This is a genomic window from Nocardia sp. CA-151230 (assembly GCF_050942175.1).
In the GTDB taxonomy this organism is placed as follows: Bacteria; Actinomycetota; Actinomycetes; order Mycobacteriales; family Mycobacteriaceae; genus Nocardia.
In genome coordinates this window covers 8,135,516-8,151,979 of sequence record NZ_CP192061.1, presented here as the reverse complement: position 1 = coordinate 8,151,979, position 16,464 = coordinate 8,135,516, and the positions used below count along the sequence as shown (strand labels likewise).

Genomic DNA, 16,464 nt, shown 5'->3' with positions numbered 1-16,464 from the left:
ATGATCGAAAATGGAGTATCGGGCGAGTGCTATCGGCCGGTACTGCTCGATGAATCCGATTCCGGGCAGGCCGCGCGACTTGCTGAACTGCTGGCGAATCCGGCCATCGAATCTCGGGACTTGCGAGACGGGCTGCGGGCCGAGTTCGCGAGCCTGGTAGCTCCGCCCGAATTGTCCGAAACATCGGAATCGGATCGCTGGGTTCATTACCCGTGGCGGCGGGCGGTAATCGCGCTGCCCGGCCCGCAACTGCTGCGCGCTGTCCGGCTCGACCGGAATCGCAACAACCTCACCCGCGCGGAGCAGCAGACCCTCGGTGCCCAGGCGATCGGGGTGGTCGGGCAGAGCGTCGGTCACGCCGTGGCTCACGTGCTGGCCATGGAGGGCACCTGCGGTCTGCTGCGGCTGGCGGACTTCGACACCGTCGAGCTCTCGAACCTGAACCGCCTCCCGGGCACCCTGTTCGACATCGGCGCCAACAAGGCAGTCGTCGCGGCCCGCCGGATCGCGGAGCTGGACCCGTATCTGCCCGTGGAGATCCTCCCGGCCGGGCTCGACGACGAGAACATGGACGCCTTCCTCACCGGCCTGGATATCGTTGTAGAGGAGTGCGATTCGTTCGATATCAAGCTCGCCGTGCGCGAAGGCGCCCGTCGGCTCCGACTTCCGCTGGTGATGCATTCCAGCGACCGCGGTCTGCTCGATGTCGAGCGCTTCGATCTGGAACCGGAGCGTGAGCCCTTCCACGGTTTGCTCGGCGGTGTCACCGCCGCAGAGCTGCGCGGGCTGTCCACTCGCGACAAAACCCCTCTCATGGTTCGAGTTCTGGACGGTCGCAATCTCTCTGCGACGCTCGCGGCCAGCATGGTGGAGATCGGTCAGACCCTCAACAGCTGGCCGCAACTGGCGTCCGACGTGCAACTCGGCGGTTCCAATGTCGCCGCTGCGGTGCGAAGGATCGGACTCGGGCAGCCGCTGCGGTCGGGACGCACGCGCGTCGATATCGAGAAGAGCCTGGACAAGATCACCGAGCCCGAGGTGCGCAAGGAACTGGTGTGGCCGGACGAACCGGACGACCCTCGGCCGGAATCCGGCATCGAGGCTGTGCTCGAGTGTGCGCAGCGGGCGCCCTCGGGTGGTAACGCGCAGCCCTGGACACTGCGCGCAGATCGGGCCGAGGTGACGATCACCCTTGCGCCCGAACACTCTTCGATGATGGACATCGGGTATCGGGGCAGCGCATTGGCGGTCGGTGCCGCGCTGTTCAACGCCCGCGTCGCGGCCGCCGCGCACGGTCTGCTCGGCGAGAGCGAACTGCGCAGCGGCGATTCGGATCTGCTCACCGCCGTGCTGCGGTTGGGGTCGGGCACTGATCCCGAGCTGTCCGATAGCTACCCGGCGCTGTTCGCCCGGCACACCAATCGGGGCGGTGGGACCGGGGCGCCGATACCGGACGAGATATTGGACGGACTTCACGAGGCCGTGACGCGGGCCGGCGCCACGCTCCGCATGGTCACGGATCGGCGGCGAATCGACTCCGCCGCGCGGATCCTCGCCGAGTCCGAGCGGACCCGCTACCTGACGCCGGATATGCACCTGGAGATGACCTCCGAGCTGCGCTGGCCCGGTGATGACATACGGACCGGGATGGATCTGCGCACCCTGGATCTCCAACCCGACGAGCTGGCCAAGCTCGAGATCGCCGTTCGCGCGGACGTGATGGCCCAGCTGCGGTCGTGGTCGGGTGGCAACGCGCTGGTGGAAGACGCCCTGGCGAAGGTGCGGACCAGTTCGGCCGTGGTAGCCCTGACCTTTCCGAAGCCGCCGCTGGGCCCATCGGAACTCGTCGCATACGCGAATGCCGGTGAGGCGCTCCAGCGTCTCTGGATAACCGCGGAACAATACGGTCTCGCTGTTCAACCGGTTTCACCCGTGTTTCTTTATGCACGACGCCCCGGGGAACTACATACGGTTTCCCCGGAGTTCGCCGATACACTAACGTCACTTCAAGGCAGCTTCCTGGAGCTGTTGGGAGTGCCTGGGCACGAAACGATGGCGTTGGTACTGCGTCTCGGGTATGCGTCGGAGCCCGCGGTCCGCAGCAGGCGACGTCCAATACCGGGCGCTACCACGCGCGGCAAGTGAGATCGGAGAAGAAGTGCCTCGGCGAACGCTCGACTCATTGGTGACCCAGGTCGCCTCGGAGTTGATGGCGGTCGATGCGTCTACGATGGCGGCCGCGAGTGAACGGGTGCTGGCCTGGCTGGTGGAGCACTTCGACGTCGATTTCAGTTTTCTGCGCTTCACCGATGAGGCTCGGCTGGCATCGGTGCTCATTGCGGAGTGGCCGCATCGGGCGGCTCCGGAGACCGGCGATCCACTGCAGGTGGCCAACCTCGACGACCCCAGCGCGGCGCTGACCAGGTTCGGCGAAACCACCGAACCGATCATCATCAGGCCCATCCCGGAATTCGCCGACTATCAGCGTCTGATCCAGCAGGCCGCCGGCATCGAAGCCGTCTCCGCCGCTGCGGTGCCGCTGGTGTCACGCGGCCAGGCGACGGGGCTGCTCGGCTTCATCAAGGAGGGCGACCGCGAGTGGAGCACTCGCGAACTCAATGTCCTCAAGGCGATCGCCGCGTTATTCGCACAGTTGCAGGCGCGCGTAGTGGCCGAGGAACGGCTCCGCTATATCGCCATGCACGACGATCTGACCGGGCTGGCGAATCGGCGGGCGCTGCTCGAGCACATGGAGGAGCGGCTCAGGCCCGGACGTCCGGGGCCGGTGGCGGCGTTCTTTCTCGATCTGGATCGGCTGAAGGCGCTCAACGACTTTCTCGGGCACACGGCCGGGGACAATTTCATCAGGACGCTCGCCACGCGGTTGCGCGAGAATCTGGATCCGGGTGACGTGATCGCCCGGCTGGGTGGCGACGAGTTCGTGATCGTGCCGGCCAAGCCGATGGACGCGGCGGCGGCCGAGCGTGAGGCGAGCCGGATTCAGCAGCTCATCGCGCGGCGGGTGACCGTCGGCGAGGAGACGGTGAGCCGGGGCGCCAGCGTCGGCGTGGCGCTCGGTATTCCGGGCGAGACCACCGTCGCCGATGTGCTGCGGCGCGCGGATCACGCTCTGCTGTCTGCCAAGTCGAGCGGCGGCAACGGGGTCGCGGTGTTCACCGATGCCATGCGGGCGCAGTTCGAGCTGCAGGACGACGTGGAGCTGAATCTGCGCGGCGCGGTGTCCGACGGTTCGCTGGTGCTGCACTATCAGCCCGAGGTGGATCTGCGGACCGGCCGGGTGGTCGCGCTGGAGGCCCTGGTGCGCTGGCAGCATCCGACGCGCGGGCTGCTGCCGCCCGGTGCGTTCGTCGGTGTCGCGGAGGCCACCAATCTGGCGGGGGAGCTGGGTCGCTGGGTGATTCGCACGGCCGCGGAGCAGTTCGCGCAGTGGCGGCGGCGGGGGCTGGCGTCGAATGTGGTGATCCGGATCAATGTGTCTCCGGTGCAGCTGGTTTCGCTGGATTTCGTGGAGACCATCGAGGGGATCCTGCGGCGGTACGGCATCGACGGGTCGTCGGTGTGCCTGGAGATCACCGAACATGTTGTGGTGCAGGATCTTGCGCGTACGCAGGTGACGCTGCGCGGGTTGAAGCGGATGGGCGTGCAGATCGCCATCGACGACTTCGGGACGGGGTATTCCTCACTGTCGCACCTGAAGGCGCTGCCGGTGGACGCGGTGAAGATCGATCGGGGTTTCGTGCAGCGGCTGGGCGCCAGCGCCGATGATCTGGCGATCGTGAAATCGATTGTGGGGCTGGCGGGTTCGTTCGGTCTCGGGGTGGTCGGCGAGGGTGTCGAGACCACCGTGGCGGCGCGCACCCTGGTGGCGCTGGGCTGCTACCGCGCGCAGGGGTTCCTGATCGCGCGGCCCATGCCGGGCGGGGAGGTCGAGGAGCATCTGGAGGCGGGGCGGATCGCGCTGGATCTGGACCTGCCGGGGACCAGCCGGTCGGTCCTGCCGGGGCCGTCCTGACCCACGGTCCGGCGATCCGGGGGTTACGGTCCGGCGGTCCGGATGGGCACGACTCCCTAACATCCCCGCGCCGCGCGCGGAATCCCGGACCGGGGTGCGTGCGCCCAGGAAAATAGGGGCGTAACGGGTACGTGCATGACTCGCGAACAGGATTGTTCGCGTAGTAGCGTGCGGTCTGACAGGGCTGTCGAAGTGAGGGATGGATCGACGTGCGTGATCGTAGCCTGAGGGGCAAGAAGACTTTGATTACCGGCGCGGCGAGCGGCATCGGCCGGTCGACGGCACTGGCGGCGGCCGGCAAGGGCGCGCGGCTGGTGCTCACCGACGTCAATGCCGAGGGGCTGGACGCTACCGTCGAAACCATCCGTTCCACCGGCGGCATCGTCGAGGTCGCCACCGCCCTCGACATCAGCGACTACGACGCCGTCACCGCCTTCGCGGAGAAGGTGCACGAGGAGCTCGGCTCGCTGGACGTGGTGATGAACATCGCCGGCATCTCCACCTGGGGGACGGTGGAGAACCTCGAGCACCGCCACTGGAAACGCCTGGTCGATGTGAACCTCATGGGCCCCATCCACGTCATCGAGAACTTCGTGCCGCCCATGATCGAGGCGAAACGCGGTGGCGCGCTGGTCAATGTGTCCTCGGCCGCCGGTCTGATGGCCTTTCCCTGGCATGCCGCCTACAGCGCCAGCAAGTTCGGCCTGCGCGGCGTGTCGGAGGTGCTGCGCTTCGATCTGGCGCGCCACGACATCGACGTCCACCTGGTGGTGCCCGGAGCGGTCGACACGCCGTTGGTGCAGACCGTGGACATCGTCGGCGTGGATCGCGACGACCCGCGAATCCAGGCCTGGATCAAGCGCTTCCGCCACCACGCCAAGTCTCCCGACCAGGTGGCCGAGGCGATCCTGCGCGGTGTCGAGAAGGGCACCTACCTGATCCACACCCAGTTCGACATCCGGTTCGGCTACTGGTGGTCCCGCAAGTTCGCCTGGCCCTACGAGTTCGCCATGCGCCGCGCCAACGACCTGTTCACCTCTTTCCTGCCGCGCAAGTAGTCACGCCTGGTCGGGCGTGGGCGCGCAGACGGCCTTGGTGCAGTTCTCGGCGGCGTGGGTGTCCAGCACGCGCGCGCCGGGGCCCTCGTCGCCGAGGTGGTCGTGGGCATTGAAGATCTTGCAGACGCCCAGTGAGAGGCAGCCGCAGCCGATGCAGCCGGTGAGGTTGTCGCGCAGCCGGATCAGCTGTTCGATGCGGTCGTCGAGGTCGGCGCGCCAGGTGGTGGAGAGGGTCTCCCAGTCGCGGCGGGAGGGGTTGCGGCCGTCGGGGAGGTTGTCGAGGGCCCGGCGGATCTCGGCCAGCGGAATGCCGACCCGCTGTGAGATGCGGATGAAGGCCACCCGGCGCAGGGTTTCCCGGGGGTAGCGGCGCTGATTGCCGCTGGTGCGGCGGGCCGTGATCAGGCCCTCTCGTTCGTAGAAATGCAAGGCGGACACCGAAACTCCGGCTCGCTGGGCGAGCTGACCCGGGGTCAGCTCCTTCGCCTGCCACGACGCGGTCTGCATACCTGAACATTACTCCAGGTTTTTCGCCGGTGCGACTCCAGGGTTCTCCCAGGGTGCGACTCGAGTCGCGAATTCCATGCCATCCGTGCCGCGGGGAACTACCGTCATGTCATGGGAACAAAGGCCGCACCCACGGCGCGACCGTTTTCCGTGACCTCGGAGGTCGGCGCGCTGCGCACGGTGCTGTTACACCGGCCGGGCGACGAGCTGCGCCGGCTCACCCCGCGCAACAACGACCAGTTGCTGTTCGACGCCATTCCCTGGGTCGAGCGTGCCCAGCAGGAACACGACATCTTCGCCGAGGTGTTGCGCCGGCGTGGCGTGGAGGTGCTGCTGCTGGCCGAGGTGCTGACCGAGACCATCCAGGTCAGCGGCGCCGCGCGGATACAGGGCATCTCGGGTGCGGTGAACGCGCGCCGGCTCGGGCACCTACTCGCCGACGAGCTGGCCGCCTACCTGCGTGGGGTGCCCGCGCCGGAGCTGGCGCAGATCCTCATGTCCGGCATGACATTCGACGAGCTGCCCTTCGGGGCGGACGCCACCTCGCTGGTGCGGCGCATGCACCACGGGCACGACTTCGTCATCGACCCGCTGCCCAATCTGCTGTTCACCCGGGACTCCTCCTTCTGGATCGGGCCGCGGGTGGCCATCACCTCGCTGGCGCTGCCGGCCCGCGCCCGCGAAACCTCGCTCACCGACCTGATTTACGCGTTCCACCCCCGCTTCCTGGGTGTGCGGCGGGCCTACGAATCGCACACCGCGCCGATCGAGGGCGGCGATGTGCTGTTGCTCGCGCCGGGCGTGGTGGCGGTCGGGGTGGGGGAACGCACCACCGCGGCGGGCGCGGAAGCCTTGGCGCGCAGCCTGTTCGAGGACGACCTGGCGCGCACCGTGCTCGTGGTGCCGATCGCCCAGACCCGTGCGACCATGCATCTCGACACCGTCTGCACCATGGTGGACGTCGACGCGGTGGTCATGTACCCGGCCATCCAGGATGAGTTGCGCGCCTTCACCATTCGCAAGGAGGAGGGGCGCGGGGTGAGTATCTCCGGCCCGGATCCCTTCCTGCGCGTGGCGGCCGAGGCCATGGGCATCGGCAAGCTGCGGGTGGTCGACACCGGCCTGGACGGCGTCACCGCCGAGCGGGAGCAGTGGGACGACGGCAACAACACCCTCGCGCTGGCCCCCGGCGTGGTGGTCGCCTACGAGCGCAACGAGAACACCAATGCGCGGCTCGAAGACGCCGGAATCGAGGTGCTGCGCATCCCCGGTTCCGAGTTGGGTTCGGGCCGTGGCGGTCCGCGCTGCCTGTCCTGCCCGTTGTCGCGTGACGAGGTGTGATGAAGCCATGCTGGACATCCCGGTCGACCACCACTCGACGGTCCCGCCCTACGAGCAGCTGCGCCAGGGCATCATCTCCCGGGTCCGCTCCGGCGAACTGGCCGCCGGAACCAAGATCCCCACGGTCCGGGCGCTGGCGGCGACGCTGAAGCTGGCCCCGAACACGGTGGCCCGCGCCTACCGGGAGCTGGAGCAGGACGGTGTCCTCGAAACCCGCGGCCGCCTGGGCTCTTTCATCGCATCCTCGGGCGATCCCACCCGCGACCTGGCCGGCCGCGCCGCCACCGAATACGTCGCGGTGATCCGCCGACTCGGCCTCGACGACGCGGCAGCCGTCCGCTATCTGCATGCGGCGCTCGGCGAAACTCCCACTGCTCCTTAGTCTCGGCGGATCCGCGCCGGGCAACTCACCCGGGGGTTCGGGGGCTCGGCCCCCAGGTCTTTCGGGGGTTGCCCCCACGACCTGACGTCGGTTCTACCGCCAGCTGGGGAGCCACAGGTGGTCGTGCCAGTTGCCCGGGGTGATGGGCATGGCGGTCAGGATCGGCCAGAGCCAGATGAAATTGGCGATGACCAGGGCCAGGTAGAGGCTGACCAGCAGCAGGCCCAGGCCTTGTCGCTCACTGAGTGGCGTGAGGTGTTGCCAGCCAGGGGCTCCCGACAGCCGTCGCCCGCTGGGCGGGGCGTGACCGAGGGTGTCGCCCAGCGCCAGCGCCACACCCATGGCCAGGAACGGGGCCAGCGGCACCGCGTAGAAGTAGTACATCTGGCGGTCGAGGTCCAGGAACCAGGGCAGGATGCCCGCACCGTAACCGACCAGGACCGCCGCGTAGCGCCAGTCGCGGCGCACCGCGCTGCGCCACAGCGCCCACGCCAGCATGGGGAAGGCCACCCACCACAGCGCGGGGGTGCCGATCGCCATCACGGCCTTCACGCAGGTGGGCTGGCCGCAGCCGGTCACATTGGTGTCGGCGTAGTAGTAGAGCATCGGCCGCAGGCCCATCGGCCAGGTCCACGGCTTGGATTCCCAGGGATGGTGATTTCCGGCGGAATTGGTGAGCTGCGAGTGGAAGGTGAGCACCTCGCCGCCGTAGTACCAGAGCCCGCGCAGTGCGCTCGGTACCCAGGAGAAGTCGCCGCCGCGTCCGACCTTCACCCCGACCGCGTACCGGTCGTAGCTGGTCTCGTTGGCGAACCAGCCCCAGAAGGAGGCCAGGTACACGAACACCGGGATGACGGCGAGCGCGTAGACGGTGGGCCCGAGATCCCGTCTGGCCACACCCGCCCACGGTCGCTTCACCCGGTAGCCACGGCGGGCCGAGAGATCGAAGGCCAGCGCGAGCGCGGCGAAGCCGATGATCCAGTACGCGCCGGACCATTTGGTGCCGCAGGCCAGCCCGAGCAGGACGCCCGCGCCGAAGCGCCACCAGCGCACCCCGAATCGCGGCCCGTATGCGCTGTCGTCGATGCGTCCCTGCGCGGCCACCAGCGCGATGCGCGCCCGGATGTCGTCGCGGTCCACCACCAGGCAGCCGAAAGCCGCTGTCACGAACAGTGCCTGGAAGATGTCGAGCATGCCGATGCGGGAGGACACGAAGGTGAGCCCGTCGCAGATGAGCAGAATGCCCGCGAACGCGCCGATCAGCGTGGACCGGGTCATGCGCCGGACGATGCGGATCACCAGCAGCACGATCAGCGTTCCGGAGACGGCCGCGGTGAACCGCCACCCCCAGGGGGAGTAGCCGAAGATGGCCTCGCCCAGCGCGATCATCTGCTTGCCCACCGGCGGGTGCACCACCAGCCCGTAGCCGGGGTTGTCCTCCACGCCGCCGCCGGTGAGTACCTGCCAGCCCTGCGGTGCGTAGTGCTTCTCGTCGAAGACGGGCGTGTGCAGATCGGTCGGATAGTTCAGGAACAGGAACCGGGTGATGGCGGCGATGGCTGTGAGGAACAGCGTGACCACCCACCCCCGAGCCCAGTCCGTGGGCCCGAAATCGGGTGAGGGCACCAGCGGAGCCGGACTCGACAGCGCCGCCGTCTCCGCCCCCACCGCTGCCGGTCGCACGTCGGTCACCTGGGTCACGCCGTCGATCGTAAGCGGTACCCGCCCCCGAGTCCCGCCCCGGTGAGGATGGAGGTACGCGGTGCCGGTCGATCGCATCGATAGAGTCGGGGGCGAGTTGGCGGACCCTTCTAGGAGTAGGAGCACCATGAGCGCGGAGCCGAGTGCCGGTGGACGGCTGGTCTTGGCGGCCACTCCCATGGGCGATATCGGGGATGCCTCGCAGCGGCTGCGGGACGCGCTGGCGACCGCCGAGGTGGTGGCCGCGGAGGACACGCGGCGGACCCGTGCACTGGCCAAGGCTCTGGACATCGAGATCACCGGCCGGGTGGTGAGCTTCTACGACCACGTGGAGACCGCGCGGATCCCGATGCTGCTCGAGGAGATCGAGTCCGGCCGTACCGTGCTGCTCGTCACCGATGCCGGGATGCCGTCGGTGAGCGATCCGGGCTATCGGATGGTGGCGGCCTGTGTGGAGCGCGGGCTCCCGATCACCTGTCTGCCGGGCCCGTCCGCGGTGACCACCGCGCTCGCGCTGTCCGGCCTCCCGGTCGAGCGGTTCTGTTTCGACGGCTTCCCGCCCCGGAAGTCCGGCCAGCGCAAGGAATGGCTGCGGACCCTCACCGCGGAGCCGCGGGCCGTCGTGTTCTTCGAGGCCCCGCACCGTCTTGCGGACTGCCTGGCCGATGCGGTCGAGGTGCTCGGCCCGGAGCGCCGCGCCGCGGTGTGCCGCGAGCTCACCAAGACCTACGAGGAGGTCGTGCGCGGCACGCTGGCCGAGCTGGCCGCGTGGGCGGTCGAGGGCGCGCGGGGTGAGATCACCGTGGTTCTCGAAGGCGCGCAACCGGTTTCCGCCGAGCCCGCCGACCTGGTCGGCCAGGTGGAGGCATTGATCGGCTCCGGTCTGCGGCTCAAGGACGCGTGCGCCGAGGTCTCCGCGGCCACGGGGGCCTCGCGCCGCGAACTCTACGACGCGGTGCTCGCCGCGCGGGCCGCCGAGTAGCCGGTCGGCAGGGCTCGGGGCTGGCTCTCGAGTCTGATATCGCGGTGCGGGAATCACTCTCGGGTGTGAGGACCGTCGAGACCTGCGGTGCGACCATCGCGGGGTGATCTCGAATGAGGTGCGGCGGCCGGGAATTATCGGTGCGATGGTCGGCGCCTACGTGGTGCTGGCGTTTCTGGCGTCCGGAGTTCTGCTTGCGGTGCAGGCGAATTCAGGGATCGACCCGGCAGCGCTGTCGCTGACGCAGTGCGGGCCCGCGGTGGCAGTGGGTGTCGTGGCGCTGGTGTGGCGGCAGCGCCTGGCCGCCCTGCTGCCCGCGCCGGCGTCGTGGGACGTGGTGCGCGGACATGGTGTGGCGGTGGTGGTTTCGTGTGCCGCCATCGGCCTGTCGACCGCCGCCATGGCCTCCGACTCGATGAAGCTGCACGGTCCGGTGGCGGTGGGTGGGGTGCCCTTCGCTGTGTTCGTGCTGCTCCAGCTGGCCGGGGCGGCGGGGGAGGAGGCGGGCTGGCGTGGATTCCTGCAGCCGGTGCTGGAGTCGCGGTATGCCCGGCCGGTGGCGATCGGGATCACCGGGGTGGTCTGGGCGGTGTGGCATGTGCAGGCGTTCGCGGCGGGACCCGCGGTGGCGGCGGCATTTCTGGCAGCGGTCCTAGGATTCGCCTGTGTGCTGGGGTTTCTCGCGGTCGGCAGTTACTCGCAGCGGGTGCTGATCGGCACCGTCGGGCATTGGCTGATCAATGTGGCGCTGTACCTGGTGACGGGGGATGACACGCTGGGACTGCCGCAGCTGTACTACTACGCGGCCGCATCGCTGATCGTCGGTGCGGCCGTGTGGATTTCGAGCCGGCGAGCGGGCGTCCGCGCGGCCGGGTGATCAGGCACGGCCGAGATTTGTGCACTGTGAGTGTATGCAGCGGCTGGGGTGGCCGATGGCGGGACCGGTCAACCCGGCCGCTGTTAGAGTCCCCCATCATGGTGCACGAAACCGATGTCCCGGCAGGCGAATTGGCGATCGAGCCGTTCGTGCTGACCGATGACTTCTATCAGCACCCGCACGCCGCATACGACCTGTTGCGTGCGCGCGGGCCCGCGCATTTCGTGCGTTTCCCGGACGGCGGCACCGGCTGGCTGATCACCGACTACGAGGCGGCCAAGGCGGCCTTCCTGGACTCTGCCATCAGCAAGGTCCTCACATCCGAGGGCGCGCGCACGGCCCTGGCGGGTGACGGCGCGGGCGCCCAGGCAGCCGGCGCCATGTTCGGCGACATGATGCTCTTCTACGACCCGCCGGAGCACACCCGCCTGCGCACGCTGGTGAACCGGGCTTTCAGCAGCCGCGCGGTGCGCGAATTGGCCTCACGCATCACCGAATTGGCCGATGCACTGCTCGCCGATCTGGCCGCCGACGCCGCCGTCGATCAGGATCTGCTGGACCGCTACGCCTTCCCGCTGCCCATGCTGGTCATCTGCGAACTGCTCGGTGTGCCCCACGCGGATCGCGACGACTTCCGTGCTTGGTCCACCACCCTGGTCTCCAATGACGAGACCGTCGAGGCCCGCGGGGGCGCGGTGCAGCGGTTCCTCGCCTACATCGATCAACTCATCGACGCCAAGCGCGAAGAGCCCGCCGATGACCTGCTCTCCGAACTCATCTCGGCCGGCGAGGACGGCGACCGACTCTCGCACCGCGAGCTGATCAGCATGGTGTTCCTGCTGCTGGTCGCGGGTTTCGAGACCACCGTGAACCTCATCTCGAACGCGGTCGCGATCCTGCTGACGGACAAGGACGTCCGGACCACACTGGCAGAAAACTCGGATCGGGTACCGGATTTCGTGGAGGAGGTGCTGCGCTACGAGTCGCCGGCGAGCGAGGCCACCTTCCGCTACACCACCGTCCCGGTCACCCTGGGCGGCGTCGAAATCCCCGCCGGTCAGCGCCTTCTGGTGTCCATGGCCGCCGCCGACCGCGACCCGGCCCGCTTCGCCGATCCGCACCGCGTGGACCTGGACCGCGTCGACAAGAACCACCTCGCCTTCGGCCACGGCGTCCACCGCTGTGTCGGCGCGCCCTTGGCGCGCATGGAGGGCGGGATCGCGCTGAGCCGTTTGCTGGCGGCCTACCCGGATCTGGAATTGGCCGCCGGGGCGGAACTGGTCTGGCGCAAATCCCTGATCGTGCGAGGTCTCATCGCCCTGCCGGTGCGGCTTCGCCCCTGAACCGGGCGTCGGCCCGTCGAGATGTGCGCACGACGAAGGGGGTTGTGCGCCCATCTCCGCGGACCGACGCGCGCCGGCCGGATCGGTTTCGCCGGTGTCGGGTACGGCCCGGTTCACGGGTGCGCCGCGTTCAACGAGGAGCGCGGTGGCCCGGTCAGCGCAGCTGTATGCCACGAGCGGTATCCGTGGCGTGCAGTTGCGTCACCGGAGTGCTGTTGCGCGACAAAAACATTCAGAGCGTGACCGGGACCGGCTTCTGGAGGAAGTCGCCGACCTGCCCGACGGCCTCGGCCGCCTCCGGATGGAACGACCAGTAGATCTGGAAGGCGTGCCCGTCGACCGGGTAGCTGTCGTGCTGGACCGCGACATCGGCCGCTCGCAGCCGCTCGACGAGCGCATTGGTATTGCGCCCGAGGCCGTCGAACTCACCGGATTGCACCAGGGTCGGCGGCAGGCCGGTGAGATCGGCGCACATCGGATTGGCTTCCGGATCGCTCGCCGGCCGGCCCGCCAGGTAGGCGTTCTGGAAGCGCATGTGCTGTTCGACATCGGCGGGCGGGTCGTCGGCGGGGGCGTAGAAGTCGACGGCGGGGCACAGCAGCACGGTCGCGCGCGGCATGGGCAGGCCGCACTCGCGGGCGTGCAGCAGCGCAGACAGGATCAGCATGGCCCCGGTCGAATCACCCACCAGTGCAATGCTTTCCGGTGGATGACCGCACTCCAGCAGCCAGCGGTAGGCGGTGCACACATCGTCGCGGGCGGCCGGGAAGGGATGTTCGGGGGCGAGCCGGTATTCGGGCACCAGCACTCGGGTGCGCCCGGCCTCGGTGATCGCGCCCGCCATGCCGCGATACCCGTAGGCCGAGCCCATCATGAAGCCGCCGCCGTGCGCGTAGACGGCGATGGTCTCGGAGTCCCCGGCGGGTGTGAGCTGGATGCCGGGCACCCCGCCGGCGTTCACCGGTTCCAGCAGCACGCCCTCCGGGATGGGGAACTGTGCGTGCATGACTTCGAAGGCCGACCGCATGGGCGCGAGGTCGCCGTTGAAGGTCTCCTCCACCGGACTCCACATCCGATCCATGCGGGCCGACAGCTCGCCGCCCGCGGCCCGTGCCACGGTGAGCGCCGCGTCCAGTTCGGACAGCACGCCGCGGGTCCGGTCCAGCAGCGCCGCCCCTGCGGAGGTCAGGCTCACGCTGCGGGTGCTGCGCTTGAACAGGTCGCAGCCCACCAGCTTCTCCAGACCGCGGATCGTCCGGCTGAGCGCCGGCTGGGTGACGTAGAGCCGCTGCGCCGCCCGGCCGAAGTTCAGTTCCTCGGCGACCGCGACGAAGGCGCGCAGGTGCCGGAGTTCCACACCCTCGGGGGTCTGGGGCAGCGGCTCGACCATGCGCTCGAGTATCCCCGCCCCGCATTCATTCCGCTGAGGCATCGCTGTCTTGCCCACCCGGCAATTCCTTGGGCTTCCCGAAATTGCGACCGTAGACGCATGGGAAAAATTGTTGCAGGGCAGTACCTTTCACTCGACGGCGTCACCGAGAGCGGCTGGACCGGTCTCGCCCCGTCGATCTCACCGACCGATCCGCACACCGGGCCGTATTTCAACGACGCCGAGGTGCAGCAGGCCGTGGGCGCCATCATGGCGGGCAATGACGCAATGCTCCTGGGCCGCACCACCTACGAGGGCCTGAAACCCTTCTTCACCAGCCAGTCCGGCCCGTACTTCGACGCCGTCAACGCCATGCCCAAGTACGTGGTGTCCACGACGCTGGAGTCCACCGACTGGGCCAACACCACCGTTCTGCGCGACAACCTGGCCAAGGAGATCGGCGCGCTCAAGGACCGGCATCAGCACATCGGCATCGGCGGCAGCGGCACCCTGGTGCGCTACCTGATCGCCGAGAATCTCCTCGATGAGCTGCACCTGCTGGTGTTTCCGCTGATCCTCGGCGGTGCGGGCGCGCGATTCTTCACCCCGGACCAGATGCCGGCCACCTTCACGCTCACCGACTGCCGTCCCCTGGACTGCGGTGTGGTGAACCTGGTCTACACCCAGCAGGAGGCCGCGGCATGAGCCGCCGCATCACCTCGTCAAGGCGGCCGTATTGGCGCCGGCGCTGATCGAATTCTTCGGCTGAGTCCGCTTCCTACCTCCCGGGGCCCACCAGTTGGCGGGCCCCATCAGCTTGACCAGGGCCGGAACCAGCAGCATGCGCACCAGGGTGGCGTCGATGACGAGCGCGATCACCATGCCGAGGCCGAGGAATCGCATGGGCGTGAGCGGGGAGAGCGTGAACGCCCCGGTGATGAGGACGAGCAGCGTTGCGGCGGCGGTGATCACGCGGGCCGTCTGGACGGTGCCGATGCGGACCGATTCCTCGGTGTCGGCACCGGCGTTGTGGGCCTCCACCATCCGCGAGAGCAGGAACACCTCGTAGTCGGTGGACAGCCCGAAGACCACGGCGATGATGAGCACCATCATGCCCGCCGACAGTGGCCCGACGCTGATGTGCAGCGCACCCGCCAGGTGGCCCTGATCGAAGATCCAGGTCAGCACCCCGAAGGTGGCCGTCAGGCTCAGGAACGCCATGAGTACGGCCTTGAGCGGCAACACGATCGAGCGGAAGGCCAGCGCCAGCATGAGCAGGGTGACCGCGACCATGACCACGATCATGAGCGGCAGCCGGTCCAGGACGGCCGCGATGCTGTCGACGGTGGTGGCGCTCTCGCCGCCGACCCGCAGGTCGAGTCCGTCCAGGTGCAGGTCACGCAGGTCGCGCACGACGTCCTGGGCCCGCGGCGAGCGGTCCGGAGCGGCCAGTGCCGCGTGGATGACGGTGGTGTTGTCGCGGGTGTCCAGCGCCGTCGCCTGGCGCACGCCCCGGACGCCGCTGATCTCTCGCAGGGCGGTGCTGATGGCGGTCGGAGTCGGTGCGCTGCCGTCGGTTTCGCGCAGCAAGATGGTCGCGCCACTGTTCGCGGCCGGGAAGTGCGCGCTCAATTCCTCCACGGCGACGCGGGTCTCATTACCGGCGGGCAGTGCCGTGTGGTCGACATCGCCGAGCCGGACGCCGGACAGCGGTGCGGCGAGGACCAGCAGGATCGCACCGACCGCAATGGCGACCGTGCCCGGCCGGCGCATGACGGCGGTGACCACCCGTCCCCAGAATCGTTGCGCCCGTTCCTCCGAGCGCTCGAAGGCGTCCGCGCGCCAGCTCCACTTACCGATGCGCGAGCCCAGCAGGCTGAGGATCGCGGGCAGCGCGGTCACCGACAGCAGCGCGGCCAGCCCGACCGCGGCGATGGCCCCGATGCCGAGCGAGCGCAGCACGGCCAGCGGGAACACGAAGGTGCCCCCGAACGCGCACATGAGCAGCAGCGCCGAGAACAGCACGGTGCGCCCGGCGGTCCGCAGGGTGCGGGTCACCGCCTCCTCGGTCGAGCATCCCCGCCCCAGCTCCTCGCGGAACCGTCCGACGATGAAAAGCCCGTAGTCGATGGCCAATCCGAGCCCCAGCAGGGACACCACATTCATGGCGAACACGCTGACCTCGGTCATCCGCGCGATGATTCCGACCGCGCCCAGCGCCCCCACCACGGCCAGCGTGCCGATGAGCACCGGCAGCGAGGCGGCCACCACCCCGCCGAATACCAGCACCAGCACGATCGCGGTCAGCGGGATCGAAATCGATTCGGCCAGCACCAGATCGTGCCGCGACTGATCGCTGATCGTGTCGGCGAGCGCGCTGTATCCGGTCAGCTTGGTGTCGATTCCCGGAATGCGCAGTGTGGCAGCGATTTTCGGATATGACGCGACCCGCTGATTGTCGTTCCCCGCCGAGAACACGACCGCCACCGCCTGCCGTCCATCGGACGATCGGAGGTACTGCGATCGCGGACTGTTCCAATAGCTTTCGACCGGCCGATCCAGCAGCGCGGGATCGATCTTGCCGATCGCCTCGGTCACTCTCGGTCCGATATCGGCCAGCGACTGCCCCTCGGGCGCGGTGTAGATGGCGATGACATCCGGGTTCTGCGGCCCCAGGCGTTCGGTCACCCAGGCATCCACCGCCGCGGACTCACCATCGGGCACCACGAATCCCGCCGAACTCACCCGCTGCTGCAGCCCGGCCGCGAACAGCCCGCAGGCCAGTGCGAACAGCACCGCGACCGCCAGCACGGTCTTGGGCCGCGCCACCACGACCCGAGCCCAGGCGGCCATGAGGCCATCTGCTTCCGC

At 68.7% G+C, this 16,464-nt stretch carries 13 protein-coding genes; 9 read left to right on the top strand and 4 right to left on the bottom strand.

Annotation, left to right across the window (positions count from 1 at the left end; translation table 11 throughout):
• From ACQP1O_RS38325 to ACQP1O_RS38315, 3 genes are all read left to right on the top strand, one after another.
• Positions 1-2,145 (top strand): Rv1355c family protein, encoded by a 2,145-nt coding sequence (locus ACQP1O_RS38325; RefSeq protein WP_433563197.1) that lies wholly within the window; start codon positions 1-3, stop codon positions 2,143-2,145.
• A 40-nt stretch (positions 2,146-2,185) separates the two neighbouring features.
• Entirely contained in the window at positions 2,186-4,033 is a 1,848-nt protein-coding gene (locus ACQP1O_RS38320; RefSeq protein WP_433567931.1) for a putative bifunctional diguanylate cyclase/phosphodiesterase, read from the top strand.
• A gap of 209 nt (positions 4,034-4,242) precedes the next feature.
• Entirely contained in the window at positions 4,243-5,091 is an 849-nt protein-coding gene (locus ACQP1O_RS38315; protein WP_433563196.1) for an SDR family oxidoreductase, read from the top strand.
• Here the strand turns inward: ACQP1O_RS38315 and soxR are convergent, their stop codons facing one another.
• Complete coding sequence (gene soxR, locus ACQP1O_RS38310; RefSeq protein ID WP_433563195.1) at positions 5,092-5,598, bottom strand: redox-sensitive transcriptional activator SoxR; 507 nt, start codon at positions 5,596-5,598, stop codon at positions 5,092-5,094. It abuts the gene before it with no gap.
• Between the two features lie 111 nt (positions 5,599-5,709).
• Here soxR and arcA point away from each other — a divergent pair, with 111 nt between their 5' ends.
• Together arcA and ACQP1O_RS38300 are read left to right on the top strand one after the other, a co-directional pair.
• Entirely contained in the window at positions 5,710-6,939 is a 1,230-nt protein-coding gene (gene arcA, locus ACQP1O_RS38305; RefSeq protein WP_433563194.1) for an arginine deiminase, read from the top strand.
• Between the two features lie 7 nt (positions 6,940-6,946).
• Complete coding sequence (locus ACQP1O_RS38300; protein WP_433563193.1) at positions 6,947-7,321, top strand: GntR family transcriptional regulator; 375 nt, start codon at positions 6,947-6,949, stop codon at positions 7,319-7,321.
• 93 nt (positions 7,322-7,414) lie between these two features.
• On the opposite strand, the gene ACQP1O_RS38295 is transcribed toward ACQP1O_RS38300, so the two are convergent.
• Positions 7,415-9,022, bottom strand: coding sequence for a dolichyl-phosphate-mannose--protein mannosyltransferase (locus tag ACQP1O_RS38295; RefSeq protein WP_433563192.1), 1,608 nt, complete (start codon positions 9,020-9,022; stop codon positions 7,415-7,417).
• Between the two features lie 127 nt (positions 9,023-9,149).
• On the opposite strand from ACQP1O_RS38295, the gene rsmI reads away from it, so the two are divergent.
• The 3 genes from rsmI (at position 9,150) to ACQP1O_RS38280 (ending at position 12,224) form a co-directional block, all read left to right on the top strand.
• On the top strand, positions 9,150-10,004 hold the full coding sequence (rsmI, locus tag ACQP1O_RS38290; RefSeq protein WP_433563191.1) for a 16S rRNA (cytidine(1402)-2'-O)-methyltransferase: 855 nt from the start codon (positions 9,150-9,152) through the stop codon (positions 10,002-10,004).
• Positions 10,005-10,107: 103 nt separating this feature from the next.
• Positions 10,108-10,881, top strand: a complete 774-nt coding sequence (locus ACQP1O_RS38285) for a CPBP family intramembrane glutamic endopeptidase (protein ID WP_433563190.1) — start codon at positions 10,108-10,110, stop codon at positions 10,879-10,881.
• Positions 10,882-10,979: 98 nt separating this feature from the next.
• Complete coding sequence (locus tag ACQP1O_RS38280; RefSeq protein WP_433563189.1) at positions 10,980-12,224, top strand: cytochrome P450 family protein; 1,245 nt, start codon at positions 10,980-10,982, stop codon at positions 12,222-12,224.
• A 232-nt stretch (positions 12,225-12,456) separates the two neighbouring features.
• Here ACQP1O_RS38280 and ACQP1O_RS38275 read toward each other — a convergent pair whose 3' ends face one another.
• Positions 12,457-13,614, bottom strand: coding sequence for an alpha/beta hydrolase fold domain-containing protein (locus ACQP1O_RS38275; protein WP_433563188.1), 1,158 nt, complete (start codon positions 13,612-13,614; stop codon positions 12,457-12,459).
• Positions 13,615-13,713: 99 nt separating this feature from the next.
• Between ACQP1O_RS38275 and ACQP1O_RS38270 the strand changes: the two genes are divergently transcribed.
• The gene (locus ACQP1O_RS38270; protein ID WP_433563187.1) at positions 13,714-14,298 is read left to right on the top strand and encodes a dihydrofolate reductase family protein; all 585 of its coding nucleotides are present in this window, start codon (positions 13,714-13,716) and stop codon (positions 14,296-14,298) included.
• Positions 14,299-14,307: 9 nt separating this feature from the next.
• Here the strand turns inward: ACQP1O_RS38270 and ACQP1O_RS38265 are convergent, their stop codons facing one another.
• On the bottom strand, positions 14,308-16,446 hold the full coding sequence (locus ACQP1O_RS38265) for an MMPL family transporter (RefSeq protein ID WP_433567930.1): 2,139 nt from the start codon (positions 16,444-16,446) through the stop codon (positions 14,308-14,310).
• Between the last annotated feature and the right edge of the window lie 18 nt (positions 16,447-16,464).

Bases quoted from the DNA above. Each gene is read 5' to 3' on its own strand.
- ACQP1O_RS38325 (WP_433563197.1), top strand. From the start codon at position 1: ATGATCGAAAATGGAGTATCGGGCGAGTGCTATCGGCCGGTACTGCTC.
- soxR (WP_433563195.1), bottom strand. From the start codon at position 5,598: ATGCAGACCGCGTCGTGGCAGGCGAAGGAGCTGACCCCGGGTCAGCTC.
- arcA (WP_433563194.1), top strand. From the start codon at position 5,710: ATGGGAACAAAGGCCGCACCCACGGCGCGACCGTTTTCCGTGACCTCG.
- ACQP1O_RS38300 (WP_433563193.1), top strand. From the start codon at position 6,947: ATGCTGGACATCCCGGTCGACCACCACTCGACGGTCCCGCCCTACGAG.
- rsmI (WP_433563191.1), top strand. From the start codon at position 9,150: ATGAGCGCGGAGCCGAGTGCCGGTGGACGGCTGGTCTTGGCGGCCACT.
- ACQP1O_RS38280 (WP_433563189.1), top strand. From the start codon at position 10,980: ATGGTGCACGAAACCGATGTCCCGGCAGGCGAATTGGCGATCGAGCCG.
- ACQP1O_RS38275 (WP_433563188.1), bottom strand. From the start codon at position 13,614: ATGGTCGAGCCGCTGCCCCAGACCCCCGAGGGTGTGGAACTCCGGCAC.
- ACQP1O_RS38270 (WP_433563187.1), top strand. From the start codon at position 13,714: ATGGGAAAAATTGTTGCAGGGCAGTACCTTTCACTCGACGGCGTCACC.
- ACQP1O_RS38265 (WP_433567930.1), bottom strand. From the start codon at position 16,446: ATGGCCGCCTGGGCTCGGGTCGTGGTGGCGCGGCCCAAGACCGTGCTG.